This is a genomic window from Burkholderia sp. APQ4-4ca, from assembly GCF_057837105.1.
The window spans coordinates 13,315-27,704 of the sequence record NZ_JBYQCG010000078.1; the positions used below are offsets into that span (position 1 = coordinate 13,315).

Annotated in this window: 12 protein-coding genes, 1 tRNA gene and 1 pseudogene; 8 read left to right on the top strand and 6 right to left on the bottom strand. The window is 67.7% G+C overall.

The annotated features are described in order from the left end of the window. Window positions 1–5: 5 nt before the first annotated feature. Window positions 6–1,664 (top strand): MFS transporter, encoded by a 1,659-nt coding sequence (locus AC3IFE_RS09650; protein ID WP_089468362.1) that lies wholly within the window; start codon window positions 6–8, stop codon window positions 1,662–1,664. A gap of 160 nt (window positions 1,665–1,824) precedes the next feature. Beyond that, a tRNA-Met gene (locus tag AC3IFE_RS09655) sits at window positions 1,825–1,901 on the top strand. Window positions 1,902–2,005: 104 nt separating this feature from the next. Here AC3IFE_RS09655 and AC3IFE_RS09660 read toward each other — a convergent pair. Both AC3IFE_RS09660 and AC3IFE_RS09665 read right to left on the bottom strand, forming a co-directional pair. Then, window positions 2,006–2,980 carry a LysR family transcriptional regulator gene (locus tag AC3IFE_RS09660; RefSeq protein ID WP_489190379.1) on the bottom strand — a complete coding sequence of 325 codons (975 nt, stop codon included), beginning with the start codon at window positions 2,978–2,980 and terminating at the stop codon, window positions 2,006–2,008. A gap of 177 nt (window positions 2,981–3,157) precedes the next feature. Next, entirely contained in the window at window positions 3,158–4,132 is a 975-nt protein-coding gene (locus AC3IFE_RS09665) for a GlxA family transcriptional regulator (protein ID WP_489190380.1), read from the bottom strand. Window positions 4,133–4,248: 116 nt separating this feature from the next. Here AC3IFE_RS09665 and AC3IFE_RS09670 point away from each other — a divergent pair, with 116 nt between their 5' ends. Beyond that, window positions 4,249–4,932, top strand: a complete 684-nt coding sequence (locus AC3IFE_RS09670; RefSeq protein ID WP_089468373.1) for a DJ-1/PfpI family protein — start codon at window positions 4,249–4,251, stop codon at window positions 4,930–4,932. Window positions 4,933–4,991: 59 nt separating this feature from the next. Continuing rightward, window positions 4,992–5,303 (top strand): cupin domain-containing protein, encoded by a 312-nt coding sequence (locus AC3IFE_RS09675; RefSeq protein WP_489190381.1) that lies wholly within the window; start codon window positions 4,992–4,994, stop codon window positions 5,301–5,303. A 58-nt stretch (window positions 5,304–5,361) separates the two neighbouring features. Here the strand turns inward: AC3IFE_RS09675 and AC3IFE_RS09680 are convergent. Next, window positions 5,362–5,535 (bottom strand): annotated as a pseudogene (locus AC3IFE_RS09680) (PAAR domain-containing protein); the annotation flags it as partial. A gap of 414 nt (window positions 5,536–5,949) precedes the next feature. Between AC3IFE_RS09680 and AC3IFE_RS09685 the strand changes: the two are divergent. Both AC3IFE_RS09685 and AC3IFE_RS09690 read left to right on the top strand, forming a co-directional pair. After that, complete coding sequence (locus AC3IFE_RS09685) at window positions 5,950–6,837, top strand: LysR family transcriptional regulator (RefSeq protein ID WP_089468374.1); 888 nt, start codon at window positions 5,950–5,952, stop codon at window positions 6,835–6,837. Window positions 6,838–7,081: 244 nt separating this feature from the next. Continuing rightward, window positions 7,082–10,189, top strand: a complete 3,108-nt coding sequence (locus tag AC3IFE_RS09690; protein ID WP_489190382.1) for a transglycosylase domain-containing protein — start codon at window positions 7,082–7,084, stop codon at window positions 10,187–10,189. 39 nt (window positions 10,190–10,228) lie between these two features. On the opposite strand, the gene AC3IFE_RS09695 is transcribed toward AC3IFE_RS09690, so the two are convergent. After that, window positions 10,229–10,576, bottom strand: coding sequence for a GFA family protein (locus tag AC3IFE_RS09695; RefSeq protein ID WP_489190383.1), 348 nt, complete (start codon window positions 10,574–10,576; stop codon window positions 10,229–10,231). Window positions 10,577–10,724: 148 nt separating this feature from the next. Here AC3IFE_RS09695 and AC3IFE_RS09700 point away from each other — a divergent pair, with 148 nt between their 5' ends. Then, window positions 10,725–10,970, top strand: a complete 246-nt coding sequence (locus AC3IFE_RS09700; RefSeq protein ID WP_489190384.1) for a DUF1272 domain-containing protein — start codon at window positions 10,725–10,727, stop codon at window positions 10,968–10,970. Window positions 10,971–10,994: 24 nt separating this feature from the next. Here AC3IFE_RS09700 and AC3IFE_RS09705 read toward each other — a convergent pair whose 3' ends face one another. Then, a complete protein-coding gene (locus tag AC3IFE_RS09705) occupies window positions 10,995–11,678 on the bottom strand; it encodes a FadR/GntR family transcriptional regulator (RefSeq protein WP_489190386.1) in 684 nt (227 codons plus the stop codon). Window positions 11,679–11,824: 146 nt separating this feature from the next. Between AC3IFE_RS09705 and dgoD the strand changes: the two genes are divergently transcribed. After that, complete coding sequence (gene dgoD, locus AC3IFE_RS09710; RefSeq protein ID WP_089468379.1) at window positions 11,825–12,973, top strand: galactonate dehydratase; 1,149 nt, start codon at window positions 11,825–11,827, stop codon at window positions 12,971–12,973. Window positions 12,974–13,121: 148 nt separating this feature from the next. Here dgoD and AC3IFE_RS09715 read toward each other — a convergent pair whose 3' ends face one another. Beyond that, window positions 13,122–14,054 carry a CopD family protein gene (locus AC3IFE_RS09715; protein WP_489190385.1) on the bottom strand — a complete coding sequence of 311 codons (933 nt, stop codon included), beginning with the start codon at window positions 14,052–14,054 and terminating at the stop codon, window positions 13,122–13,124. Between the last annotated feature and the right edge of the window lie 336 nt (window positions 14,055–14,390).

A 14,390-nucleotide genomic window follows, 5' to 3' on the forward strand; every position in this document is an offset into this window, starting at 1 on the left:
GATTCATGGCAACGTTAGGCGGGCAAATTTCGCACTCGCCGATGACGGGCGAAGAGAAGAAGGTGATCTTCGCATCGTCGCTCGGCACCGTGTTCGAGTGGTACGACTTTTACCTGGCCGGCTCGCTCGCGGCCTACATCAGCAAGAGCTTCTTCTCCGGCGTCAATCCGACCGCCGCGTTCATCTTCACGCTGCTCGGCTTCGCGGCCGGCTTCGCGGTACGGCCGTTCGGCGCGATCGTGTTCGGCCGGCTCGGCGACCTCGTCGGCCGCAAGCACACGTTCCTCGTGACGATCGTGATCATGGGCGTCTCGACGTTCGTGGTCGGCTTCCTGCCCGGCTACGCGTCGATCGGCATCGCCGCGCCCGTGATCTTCATCGCGATGCGGCTGTTGCAGGGCCTCGCGCTCGGCGGCGAGTACGGCGGCGCGGCGACCTACGTCGCCGAGCATGCGCCGGCCAACCGGCGCGGCTTCTACACCGCGTGGATCCAGACGACGGCCACGCTCGGCCTGTTCCTGTCGCTGCTCGTGATCCTCGGCGTGCGCACGTTCATCGGCGAGGAAGCGTTCGGCAGCTGGGGCTGGCGCGTGCCGTTCGTCGCGTCGATCCTGCTGCTCGGGGTGTCGGTGTGGATCCGGCTGCAACTGAACGAATCGCCGGTGTTCCTGCGCATCAAGGCGGAAGGCAAGACGTCGAAGGCGCCGCTGACCGAGGCATTCGGCCAGTGGAAGAACCTGAAGATCGTGATCCTCGCGCTCATCGGCCTGACGGCCGGCCAGGCCGTCGTGTGGTACACGGGCCAGTTCTACGCACTGTTCTTCCTCACGCAGACGCTGAAGGTCGACGGCGCGAGCGCGAACATCCTGATCGCGATCGCGCTGCTGATCGGCACGCCGTTCTTCCTGTTCTTCGGGTCGCTGTCGGACAAGATCGGCCGCAAGCCGATCATCCTCGCGGGCTGCCTGATCGCGGCGCTGACCTACTTCCCGCTGTTCAAGGCGCTCACGCACTACGCGAACCCGCAGCTCGAACTCGCGACGCAGAAGGCGCCGATCACGGTCATCGCCGATCCGGCCACCTGCTCGTTCCAGTTCAACCCGGTGGGCACGTCGAAGTTCACCAGCTCGTGCGACATCGCGAAGAGCGCGCTCGCCAAGGCCGGCCTGAACTACGAGAACGTCGCGGCGCCGGCCGGGACGCAGGCCCAGATCAAGGTCGGCGACACGGTGCTCCCGACCTACGACGGCAAGGCGGCCGACGCGAAGGCGCAGGGCGCGGCATTCGACAAGACGCTCGCATCGACGCTGAAGGGGGCCGGCTACCCGGCGAAGGCCGACCCGGCGCAGCTCAACTGGCCGATGACGATCGTGATCCTGACGATCCTCGTGATCTACGTGACGATGGTCTACGGCCCGATCGCCGCGATGCTGGTCGAGATGTTCCCGACGCGGATCCGCTACACGTCGATGTCGCTGCCCTATCACATCGGCAACGGGTGGTTCGGCGGCTTCCTGCCGGCGACCGCGTTCGCGATCGTCGCGGCGAAGGGCGACATCTACTCGGGACTCTGGTATCCGATCGTGATCGCGCTGGCCACGTTCGTGATCGGCCTGCTGTTCGTCAAGGAGACGAAGGACTCGGACATCTACGCGCAGGATTGATGTTGGGTCCGCGGCGGGGGACGGCCGGCGGAGGGGCGCCTTCCGGTGGCCGGCTACCGCCCGCGATGGAGATCAGCACGGCGGCTGGCATCTTTTTTCGGGAAAGATGGAAAAAGGTATTGACAGCCGACCGGCCGATCGACATAATTCAAGTCTTCACGGCGAATTAGCTCAGTCGGTTAGAGCGACGGAATCATAATCCGCAGGTCCGGGGTTCGAATCCCTGATTCGCCACCAAATGCGAAAAGCCGCTGTTTCGAAAGAAACAGCGGCTTTTTTCATTGCTTCATCCAGCGCACACGGTGTCACGCGTTGCCCGTCCCTCAGCCCGCGCGCCGCGACTACGCCACCACCGCTCCGCGCCGCGCCTCCGCCGCCTCCACCCCCACCTTCCCCCGCCAGTTCTCCCCACCCTCCAGCGCCGGCGTCGACTCGAACACCTCCGCGATCCAGTCGGCGAACACGCGCACCTTCTGCGACAGATGCCGGTTGTGCGGATACACGATGGAGATCGGCTTCGGCTTCGGATTGCTATCCGGAAGCACCTCGACCAGCGAGCCGTCGAGCAGGTGCGGCAGCACCATGAACAGCGTCGGCTGGATCATCCCGAAGCCTTCGAGCCCGCACGTCACGTACGCATCCGAATCGTTGACCGTGACGCTGCCGTTCATCCGCACCTCGAACGGCTTGCCGTCGATCATGAACACCCACGGAATCGCCCGCGCGCCGTGGCTCGCGCGGAAATTCACCGCATGATGCTCGACGAGATCGGCAATCTCGTTCGGCTCGCCGTGACGGGCGAGGTAGTCGGGCGACGCGCACGTCACGCGCTTGAGCATCCCGATGCGCCGCGCGACCATCGACGAATCCTCGAGCGGGCCGACCCGGATCATACAGTCGATGCCCTCCTCGACCGGATCGACGTAGCGGTCGGACAGCCCCAACTCGAGCGTGATGTCCGGATAGCGCTGCCGGAAGATCGACAGCGACGGCAGCACGACGCGCCGCCCGAGCGAACTCGGCATGTGGACGCGCAGCACGCCGCTCGGCTTGCGGTTGCCGGCCTGGAAACTCGCGTCGGCCTCGGCGATTTCCGCGATGATCTTCATGCAATGCTCGTAGTACGCGGCGCCCTCCGGCGTCAGCGACAGCCGGCGCGTCGTCCGGTGCATCAGGCGCACGCCGAGCAGCGCCTCGAGATTCTGGATGATGGTCGTCACCGACGCGCGCGGCATCGCGAGCGTGTCGGCCGCCCGCGTGAAACTGTTCGCGTCGACCACGCGGGTAAAAACCTCCATTGCCTGGATTCGGTCCATGCTGCTTCCCTCTTTCGAATCGCCAACGGAACAGAATAGAGCGCGCGGCAGGCGCGGCACAAGCCCCCACCTATTGTTGTCCGATCCTGAATAGTTTCAGCGCTTCGGACTGGAAACCGACCGGTTTCCGTTCAGTTCCGGGCAGCGCCCGCGCCGGCCCCGCTCATCCGTCGTCCATCACCGCACGAACCGCTCGCGATATCCCTGCGGCGACACGCCGAGCACGCGCACGAAACTGCGTCGCAGCGTCTCCTCGGAACCGAAGCCGCACCGCCCGGCGATCCGCTTGACGGGCCACGCCGTTTCGCCGAGCAGGCGTTGCGCGGCCTCGACCCGGATCTGCTCGACCGCGCGCGCCGGCGTGCGGCCGGTCTCCGCACGATAGTGGCGCACGAAGCTGCGCTCGCTCATGCTCACGCGCTCGGCGAGCGCGGGCACCGACAGGTCGGCCGTCAGGTGCTCGGCCATCCACGCGTGCAGTTCGCCGAACCGGTCGGCGGTGCGCTGCATCGACAGCATCGTGCTGAACTGCGCCTGCCCGCCCGGACGCTTCAGGAACACGACGAGTTCGCGGGCGACGTCGAGCGCGGTCGCCCGCCCGAGATCCTCCTCGACGAGCGCGAGCGCGAGATCGATGCCGGCCGTCACGCCGGCCGACGTCCACAGCGCGCCTTCGCGGATGAAGATCGGGTCCGGCTCGACGCGCACGTTCGGGTAACGCGCCGCGAATTCGTCGCAGCGCGCCCAGTGCGTGACCGCGCGCCGCCCGTCGAGCAGGCCGGCCTCGGCGAGCAGGAACGCGCCGGTGCAGACCGACGCGACGCGCCGCGCGCGAGCGGCCTGCTGCCGCACCCAGCGCACCACCCGCGCATCCTTCGACGCCGCATGCACGCCCTTGCCGCCGGCGACGATCAGCGTATCGGGACGGCGCGCGGCCGCGCGCCGCGACTCGGCCATCACGACGAGGCCGGACGACGTCTCGACGGGCCCGGCTTCGACGGCCACGACGCGCGGCGCATACGGCGCCGGCTGCCCGCGCTCCAGCGCGAGCTCGTTCACGGACGCGAACACCTGCAGCGGCCCGGTCACATCGAGCAGCTGCGCACGGGGAAACGCGAGGACCAGGATCGAACGCGGGGCGGTGGCAGGCATGGAGATTGGCTGAAAGCGTGGGTGATATGGCAATTTCGCCAAACACTACGCGCCTAGAATCGATCTGTCCATCCCGTGCCGAACGGCACGCGTTCCCTTCCCGACGGAGTCTTCGCATGACCCTGCATATCGGCCTTCTCGTCTTTCCGGGCGTCCAGCAACTCGACCTCACCGGCCCCCACGACGTGCTCGCGTCGTTGCCCGATGCGGCCGTCCATCTGGTGTGGAAGTCGCGCGACGCGGTCGCGTCGAGCAGCGGCCTCGCGCTCGCGCCCACCTGCACGTTCGACGACTGCCCGCCGCTCGACGTGATCTGCATCCCGGGCGGAATCGGCATCAACGAGCTGCTGCTCGATGCCGACACGATCGCGTTCGTGCAGCAGCGCGCGGCCGCCGCGCGCTACGTGACGTCGGTCTGCACGGGCGCGCTGCTGCTCGGCGTGGCCGGCCTGCTGCGCGGACGGCGCGCGACGACGCACTGGCGGTTCCACTCGCTGCTCGAACCGCTGGGCGCGATACCGGTGCGCGAGCGCGTCGTGCGCGACGGCAACCTGGTCACGGGCGGCGGCGTGACGGCCGGCATCGACTTCGCGCTGACGATCGCCGCGGAGCTGGTCGGCGACGAAGAAGCGCAGGCGATCCAGCTGCAGCTCGAATATGCGCCCGCGCCGCCATTCGACGCCGGCTCGCCCGACACCGCGCCGGCGGCGGTCGTGACGCGCGTCACCGAACGGACGGCAGCCGGCTTCGCGAAGCGCAAGCAGATCGTCGAGCAGGCGCTGCGCGCGACGGCGCGCTGAATACGGATGTCGGAAAAATCACGGGAAAGCGGCACACACGCGTGCCGGAGAACACATCGATGAAGATCGTCCGGAGTGCCGCATTCACGGCGGACCGCGCGTGGGATGCGCTCGACATCGCGAACCTGAACGGCATCACGGTCCGGCTCCACTGGGCCGACCAGCCGTATCGCTGGCACGTGAACGACGGCGAGGAGGTGTTCGCGGTGCTCGATGGCCGCGTCGAGATGCGCTACCGCGACGCAGGCGTCGAGCATGCGACGGTGCTCGAGACGGGCGACGTCTTCCATGCGACGGTCGGCACCGAGCACGTCGCACATCCGCTCGGCGTCGCGCGCATCCTCGTGATCGAGACCGCAGGCAGCGTCTGACGGCGGACATCGGCGTCTCGATGCCGCGCGGGCGACGAGCGCCTGCGCGCGGCGGGGCTCAGCCCGAGATCGTCCCCGTCGCCTGCGACGGGATCAGTTTCGGCTGCGGCGTGCAGTGGCACTGGCACAGGTCGTGTTCGAGCGCGACGACCTTGCCCATCACGGTCGTCGTGCACTCGCCGCCGCCCGACACGATCATGCCCGGCGACTTGCACGCCGCACAGAACACGGATCCGGCGCCACGCGCGCTCAGCCGCCGCGATGCGTCGAACCCGACTGCGTACGACTACCCGATCCACCGTTCCGTCGAGGCCGTGCGTCGGCACGAGCGCGCGAAGCCACCAACGCAACAGGGACGTATACGGTTCGGCATCACCTTGCATCGATAACGTCCGATGCTTTAACGAAAAAACTCGCCTATATTTTCGTACAATTACTAAATACAAACCCCTAAAAAAGGTTTAATGGCATACTGAATCAAATCGCCAATTCAACGCCTTAACGCCCGGGAACCCATCATTCTCCGACCGTTCGCACACCCGATAAATACGCGATTCCATAATAATCATTCGTTAAAACCGGTCGTTAAAATTCTGCAATCCGATAGATAGAATTCAATCAACACTTTCTGTTTATCGATAAAAAAATGGACGAACTCCTACCGATGCGACTATTCGTCAAGGTCGCCGAACTTCGCAGTTTCGCGCGCGCAGCCACGGAACTGAACATCTCCAACTCGTCGGCCACCCGGCTCGTGATGAGCATCGAGGATCGGCTCGGCGCACGCCTGCTGAATCGCACCACCCGCAGCCTGTCGCTGACCGATGCGGGCCACCTCTATCTGGCGCAGATCCGCCACGTGATCGACGAAATCGACCGGGTCGAGGAAACGATCGCGTCGATGCATCACGAACCGATCGGCTCGCTGAAAATCGCCGCGCCTGTCATGTTCGGCATGCACGTGCTCGCGCCGGCCATCGACGCGTTCAAGACGCGCCATCCGGCGATCGTGCCGGAAGTGACGATCGTGGACCGTCACGTCGATCTCGTGTCGGAGGGTTTCGACATCGGGCTGCTGCTGTCGCAGCACATCAGCAACAACACCCTCGTGAAGCGCCCGCTCACGCGCATCAACCGGATCGTCTGCGCGGCGCCGCACTATGTCGAGAGGCACGGCGCGCCGGGCCATCCGCACGATCTCGCGTCGCACGCGGGCCTGGCATTCCATGCCGATTTCGCGGGCGAATACCTGTCGTTCGAACACGAACAGACGCGCACCACCGTGCGCCCGAACAAATCCGCATCGTCGAACAACGTGGGGTTGATCCGGAACTGGGCGTTGTCCGGCATGGGCATCGCGGTCCTGCCCGATTTCCTCGTCAAGCCGGATCTCGACGACGGCCGGCTGCTCGCGCTGCTGCCCGGCTATCGGCTCGAAACCCTCGAGATGAATGTCGCGTACCCGAGCCGCCGGCACTTTCCGCGCAAGGCGCGGCTGTTCGTCGATCATCTGATCGAGCATTTCGTCAGTTAAATGAAGGACGCAATCGCGCCCGATTTTCCTCGCCGATTCGCCGCCGCCCGCTCCCCACGCTTGGCCGGGGCGGCACGCCGGCAGGCGCGCCGACGGCCGTCGGCCCGTCGCTGGGACGTAACGGGCACGCCTGTTGCGCCGGCGCATCTCGGTAGTCAACCGCTCTTGGCAGCCCGCTGCGGAGGACTACACTAATCCTTAATGGGGTGTGGCCGGACAACCGCGCCCTCAGGGAGACGCCGCCATGAATCGGCCGCTGAATCGTATCCTCCCGCGCGTGACCGGTCCCGCATCGGTCTGGACGTGGGTCAAGTGGTCTTTGCTCGCCGCGCTGCTGATCGCGGTGGCGATCGTCGCGCGGCTCGTGCAGACCGAGATCGAAACATCCCGGCTGCAGGCACGCTACCTGTCCGAGCTCACCCGCGACGTCGGCTACACGGTCGAGGCGGGGCCGAGCGATCACATCCGCTTCCCCGGGAACGGCCCGTACGACCAGCGCTTCGGCTACGCGATGATCCCCGCGTTCCAGCAGCGGTTGCTCGCGCGCGGGTTCGTCGTCAGCGAACAGGCGCGCGATTCGCAACGGATGCTGTCGCTCGGCGAGCGCGGGCTGTTTCTCCCTTACGAAGAGAAAGACCAGACGGGCCTGATGCTGTTCGATTCGACCGGCTCGCCGCTGTTCGCGACCGTGTTCCCGCAGCGCGTCTACGCCGACTTCGACACGGTGCCGCGCGTGATCACCGATTCACTGCTGTTCATCGAGGATCGCTACCTGCTCGATGCGAACCAACCGAACCGCAACCCGGCGATCGACTGGGGGCGCTTCAGCCGCGCGCTGGCCGACCAGGCGCTGCACGTGGTCAACCGCCATCAGGCGCGCCCGGGCGGCAGCACGCTCGCGACGCAGATCGAGAAATTCCGCCATTCGCCCGAGGGCCGCACCGCGACGCCGCCCGAGAAGCTGCGGCAGATCGCGTCCGCGTCGGTGCGCGCGTACCTGAACGGCCCGCAGACGATGCTCGCGCGCCGCACGATCGTGGTGCGCTACCTGAACTCGGTGCCGCTCGCGGCGCGGCCGCACGTCGGAGAAATCACCGGCATCGGCGACGGTCTCGCCGCGTGGTACGGCCGCGACTTCAACGAGGTGAACCGCGTGCTGTCCGCGCCGACGACCGGCGACAACGTCGACCAGCAGGGCAAGATGTTCCGCGAGACGCTGTCGCTGCTGATCGCGCAGCGCGCGCCGTCGTACTTCCTCAACCGCGGCTATCCGGCACTGCAGAAGCTGACCGACAGCTACCTGCGGCTGCTGTCGAACGGCGGCGTGATCTCGCCCGCGCTGCGCGATGCCGCGCTCGCCGCGCAGATCGAACGCAGCGCGCCGCCGGCCGCCGCGCGCGTGCAGTCGTTCGTGTCGCGCAAGGCCGTGACGTCCGCGCGCGCGTCGCTGCTGTCGGCGCTCGGCATCAGCGACCTGTACCAGCTCGACCAGCTCGACCTGCAGGCCACCAGCACGCTCGACAACGGCGTGCAGCAGGCGGTCGCCGAGCGGCTCGCGCGGGCATCGACGCGCGACGGCGCGCAGGCTGCCGGCCTGTACGGTTTCGAGATGCTCGCGCCGAAGGACGATCCGTCGCACCTCACGTACAGCTTCACGCTGTACGAGCACCGCAACGGCGCGAACATGCTGCGCGTGCAGACCGACAGCGTGAACCAGCCGTTCGACGTGAATCGCGGCGGCCGCATCAACCTCGGCTCGACCGCGAAGCTGCGCACGCTGATCACGTACCTGCAGATCGTCACCGATCTGCATGCGCGCTATGCGAACCTGTCGAACGCGGAGCTCGCGCGCGTGAAACCCGATCCGATCGACGGGCTGTCGCGCTGGGCGCTCGACTACCTGTCGCATACGCGCGACCGCTCGCTGCAGGCGATGCTCGATGCGTCCGTCGAACGCAAGTATTCGGCGAGCCCGGACGTGTTCTATACGGGCGGCGGCGCGCAGGTGTTCTCCAACTTCGAGAAGTCGGACAACGGCCGCATCCTGACGCTGCACGCGGCGTTCGAGCATTCGGTCAACCTCGTGTTCGTGCGGCTGATGCGCGACATCGTCCACTACGAAATGCTGCAGGCGGCCGGCCCGTCGTCGTCGTGGCTCAACGATCCCGCGCAGCGCCAGCATTACCTGCAGCAATTCGTCGACGAAGAAAGCCAGGTCTACGTGAAGCGCTACTACACGCGCTATGCGGGCAAGGCGCCCGACGACGCGCTCGCGCTGATGCTGCGCGACGTACGCAAATCGCCGCCAAAGCTCGCGACGGTGCTGCGCAGCGTCGCGCCGAACGAATCGCTCGCGTGGTTCGATGCGCAGATGCGCGCGCAACTGAAAGGCACGCCGGCCGCGACGCTGTCCGACGACGATCTCGCCGCGCTCTACGCGAAGTACGCGATCGACCGCTTCAACCTCAACGATCGCGGCTATATCGCGAGCGTTCATCCGCTCGCGCTGTGGACGCTCAACTACCTGCGCGCGCATCCGGCCGCGTCGCTCGCCGAGGTGCAGCGCGACAGCCGCGATGCGCGTTTCTACACGTATTCGTGGCTGTACAAGACCCGCTACCACGCGACGCAGGACCGGCGCATCCGCCGCATGGTCGAACTGCGCGCGTACGCGGAGATCACGAAGTCGTGGCGCGCGCTCGGCTACCCGTTCGCGGAAGTGACGCCGTCGTATGCGGCCGCGATCGGCGCATCGGGCGACCAGCCCGACGCGCTCGCGAAACTGATCGGCCTGATCGCGAACGGCGGCCAGAAAGCGCCGACCGAGACGATCACACGGCTCGATTTCGCGAAGGGCACGCCGTACGAAACCCGCTTCGTGCGCGCGGCCGCGCAGCCGCAGCCGATGCTGGCGCCGGAGATCGTCAACGTGGCGCACACGCTGCTGCGCGACGTCGTGCTCCACGGCACCGCGCGCCGCCTCGCGGGCGGGCTCACGCTGCCGGACGGCAAGACGCTCGACGTGTACGGCAAGACCGGGACGGGCGACCAGCGCTTCAACGTCTACGCCCGTGGCGCGCGGCTGATCGAGTCGCGCAAGGTCAACCGCAGCGGCACCTTCGTGTTCGCGATCGGCGACCGGTTCTTCGGCGTGCTGACGGCGACCGCGCACGAACCGTATGCGGCGCGCTACGACTTCACGAGCGCGATGGCCGTGCAGTTGCTGAAGTCGATGGCGCCGGCGCTCGCACCGCTGATCGAACGCCCGGCCGACACCGGCACGCGCACCGCCGGCCCGGCGCCGCAGGCGGAGACGCCTGCGCCGAACGCGGCGGCCGCGCAACCGTCGTGATCGGGCCGCGCCGCGCAGGCGCCCGCAACGGCGCGCCGCTCAGTGCGAGCGGCCGTCGTAGTACGTGACGGGCAGCGCGTCGAGGTCGACGCCGTCGATGCAGCGCACGTTGATCGCGGCCATCGCGGTGCCCTTCGGATCGACGCCCTCGCCGAACGCGTGAATCCCGCAGCGCTTGCAGAAGCGATGCCGGATCACGTGCTTGTTGAACATGTAGGTCGCGAGGTTCTCGTCGGGCGTCAGCAGCTTCATGTGGTCGCGCGGCACGAACCACATCAGCGCGCCCTTGCGCCGGCAGATCGAGCAGTTGCACGCCATCACGCCCTGCAGGTCGCCTTCCGCCTCGAACGTCACGTCCCCGCAATGACAGCTTCCGCGATAAAGCATGGTCGTCTCCCGGTGCAGCCCGTGCGCAGCGCCGGCGCCCGAGCGGGACACCGTTGGCCGGGCCGATCCAAACGCGTACAGTAGCGCTCGCACGTGCCGCACGCAATGTCCGGGCGGCGCCCATCCCTCATCGACCCAGGAGACGATCATGCTCGAACTGCGCCCCGGCTGCGAATGCTGCAACAAGGACCTGCCGCCCGACTCGGCGGACGCGCGCATCTGTACGTTCGAATGCACGTTCTGCGCGACCTGCGCGGACGACGTGCTGAAGGGGCGCTGCCCGAACTGCGGCGGCGACCTGGTCGCGCGGCCGCGACGGCCGGCGAGCCTGCTCTCGAAATACCCGCCGTCGACGGAACGCATCCACAAGCCGGGCGGCTGCGCGAACGCCTGACGGCACCGCCTCACCCCGCGTCCGTCACGACATCTCGATCCGCGCACGCGTCACCGCGAGCAGCGTCGCCATCGCGCGGCGCGCGCCGCTCTCGTCGCGCACGCGGATCGCGTCGCTGACGGCCGTATGCTCGGCAAGCGACGCGTTGTACACGTCCGCCCGGCGCGCGTTCAGTTGCAGTTGCGCCTCGAGCGTGCGATCGATCAGCGCGCCGAGCGGCACCAGCAACTCGTTGCCGCCGGCCTCCAGCACGCTCAGGTGAAAGTGCAGGTCGGCGCGCACCCATTCGTCGACGTTGCGCGCGGCGGCCATCGCGCGCACCGCGTCGTCGATCGCGTCGAATGCTTCGGGCGTATGCGTGCGCGCGGCCAGCGCGGCCGCGTGCGGCTCGATCATCTCGCGCATCTCCTGCAGCTTCAGCGCGAACGCGAGCGGCGGCGCGACGCGCGCATACCAGTCGAGCAGGTCGGCATCGAGCAGGTTCCACGAACGACGCGGCCGCACGCGCGTGCCGACCTTCGGCCGCGATTCGACCAGCCCCTTCGACGTCAGCGTGCGCAGCGCCTCGCGCATCACCGTGCGGCTCACGCCGTACATCTCCATCAGGTCGGGTTCCCTCGGCAGCAACGATTCGGGCGGATAGTCGCCGCGCAGGATCGCCGTCGCGAGCCGGAAGGCCGTCTGTCCATGCAGGTCGCGTTGAATGATCGTTCTCCGTCGGGCGGGCTGCCCACTATCTGCGCATTAATGCTATTAATACTATTTTTTATTCGACTACGCTAGGATAACCGCGAAAGCACGGATCGTGCGCCGCGCCCGCGCGGGCGCGCCGGTCAATCATGGAGACTCGCGTCATGAAAATCACCCGCCTCGAAACGTTCGTCGTCCCGCCCCGCTGGCTGTTCCTCAAGATCGAGACCGACGAGGGCATCATCGGCTGGGGCGAGCCGGTCGTCGAAGGCCGCGCGCACACGGTCGAGGCCGCCGTGCAGGAACTGGCCGACTATCTCGTCGGCCGCGACCCGCTCCTGATCGAGGATCACTGGCAGGTGATGTACCGCGCGGGCTTCTACCGCGGCGGCCCGATCATGATGAGCGCGATCGCGGGCGTCGACCAGGCGTTGTGGGACATCAAGGGCAAGCATCACGGCGTGCCCGTGCATGCGCTGCTCGGCGGCCAGGTGCGCGACCGCATCAAGGTGTATTCGTGGATCGGCGGCGACCGGCCGAGCGACGTCGCGAACAACGCGCGCGCGGTGGTCGAGCGCGGCTTCAAGGCCGTGAAGATGAACGGCTCCGAGGAGCTGCAGATCGTCGACACCTACGACAAGGTCGAGCAGGTGATCGCGAACGTCGCGGCGGTGCGCGACGCGGTCGGCCCGCACGTCGGGATCGGCGTCGACTTCCACGGCCGCGTGCACAAGCCGATGGCGAAGGTGCTCGCGAAGGAGCTCGACCCGTACAAGCTGATGTTCATCGAGGAGCCGGTGCTGTCGGAGAACGCCGAGGCGCTGCGCGACATCGTCAACCAGACCAACACGCCGATCGCGCTCGGCGAGCGGCTCTACTCGCGCTGGGATTTCAAGCACATCCTCGCGGGCGGCTACGTCGACATCATCCAGCCGGACGCGTCGCACGCGGGCGGCATCACCGAGTGCCGCAAGATCGCGACGCTCGCGGAAAGCTACGACGTCGCGCTCGCGCTGCATTGCCCGCTCGGGCCGATCGCGCTCGCCGCGTGCCTGCAGCTCGACGCGCTCAGCTACAACGCGTTCATCCAGGAACAGAGCCTCGGCATCCATTACAACCAGGGCAACGACCTGCTCGACTATCTGCGCAACCCCGAGGTGTTCCGCTACGAGGACGGCTTCGTCGCGATCCCGCAAGGGCCGGGGCTCGGCATCGACGTGAACGAGGAGAAGGTGCGCGAGATGGCGAAGACCGGCCATCGCTGGCGCAACCCGGTATGGCGCCACGCGGACGGCAGCGTCGCCGAGTGGTGATGAACGCGTGAGATGGAAGGATGCGTTGCGCGGCACGTGCGCCGCGCGACGCGTTCGACACGGCCGCCCCGACAAGGCGGTCGTTTTTGCATCCGCGCCATGCCGGCGGCGCGCGCCGGCGCCCGCCCGGCGCCCCGCCGTTCGGCCGTCAGCCGAGCGCGGCGAACCCCGGCACGCTGAACGACAGCACGGCCGCCGCGACGAACACGCCGATCATCGTCATCCCTTCGAGATGCAGGATGTTGCGGAACGTGTACGCGTCCTCGGTCGACGCGGTGCGGCGCAGGCGCGGCAGCGCCGAGAAGCGGTTGAGCCCGCCGAGCACGAGCGCGAGCGCGACGAGCAGCAGCTTCAGCAGCAACACGCGCCCCCACGTGCTGCCGTCGAGCGGCGCGAGCGAGCCGCCGAGCCCGCGAATCGCGTTGAGCACGCCGGTGCCGAGCACGAAGACGACCGCGACGATCGACGTGCGCGACAGGTGCTGGCCGATGCGGATCAGCGCGCCGCGCGCGACCGACGTACCCAGCGCCGGCAGCACCGCGAGCCCGCCCGCGAGCACGAGGCCGCCCCACACGGCGGTGGCCAGCAGGTGCAGCGTCTGCACGCCGACCGCCGCGGACAACGCGCCGCTGTCGGCCGCATGGCCGAGCGACGCCTTGCCGGCCGCGACCACGATCACCGCGAGCCACAGCACCGCATGCGCGAGCGGGCCGTCCGGCTTCGCGAGCGCGACGATCGCGAGCAGCACCGCGCCGGCGAACGCGACGCTCCAGGCGAAGCCCGTGTGCGTTTGCATCAGCATGACGGGAATCGCGGCGAACGCACCGCCGAGCCCCGCGCCGCTCATCGTCGCGGCCTCGTAGACGAGCCAGCCGAGATCGGCGAGCACGAGCGCCAGCGCCGCTGCGGCCAGCGAATGTTGCGCGCGCAGCCATGCGGAATGCGACGGCGCGACGACCGGCCGCGCGCCGTCCTTGCCGAGCCACGCCTTGAGGAGCGCCGAGCCGACCGCCATCGCGAACGCCGCATCCATCAGCGCCGCGAGCGCGACCTGACCGATCCACAAGCTGTCGAACTTCATCGCGCGGCCCCTCCCGCAAGCGGCAGGCCGGCAGTGCGGCGGCGAGGGAACGGGCAGCGGGAGGCAGGCAACGGCACGGTAGAAAACGTCATCGATGAATCCGGAAACGGGAGAAATGACTGGACCTGCGGCGGAGGCGGCGCCGCGCGACCCGCGAGTGTACGGTCTTCGATGGGGAAAACGCACGCCGGTTCACATGAGCCCGGCGCAATGCGCGTCAAATTGTCGCAAGTCGCAAACGGACAGGAACCGATGTCCTTTTGCCAAATAGCCGTCATTACCCATCGATGATAGAATGCCGCGTCGCAGCAGCCCGGCTGTCCTGCCGTCCATGCG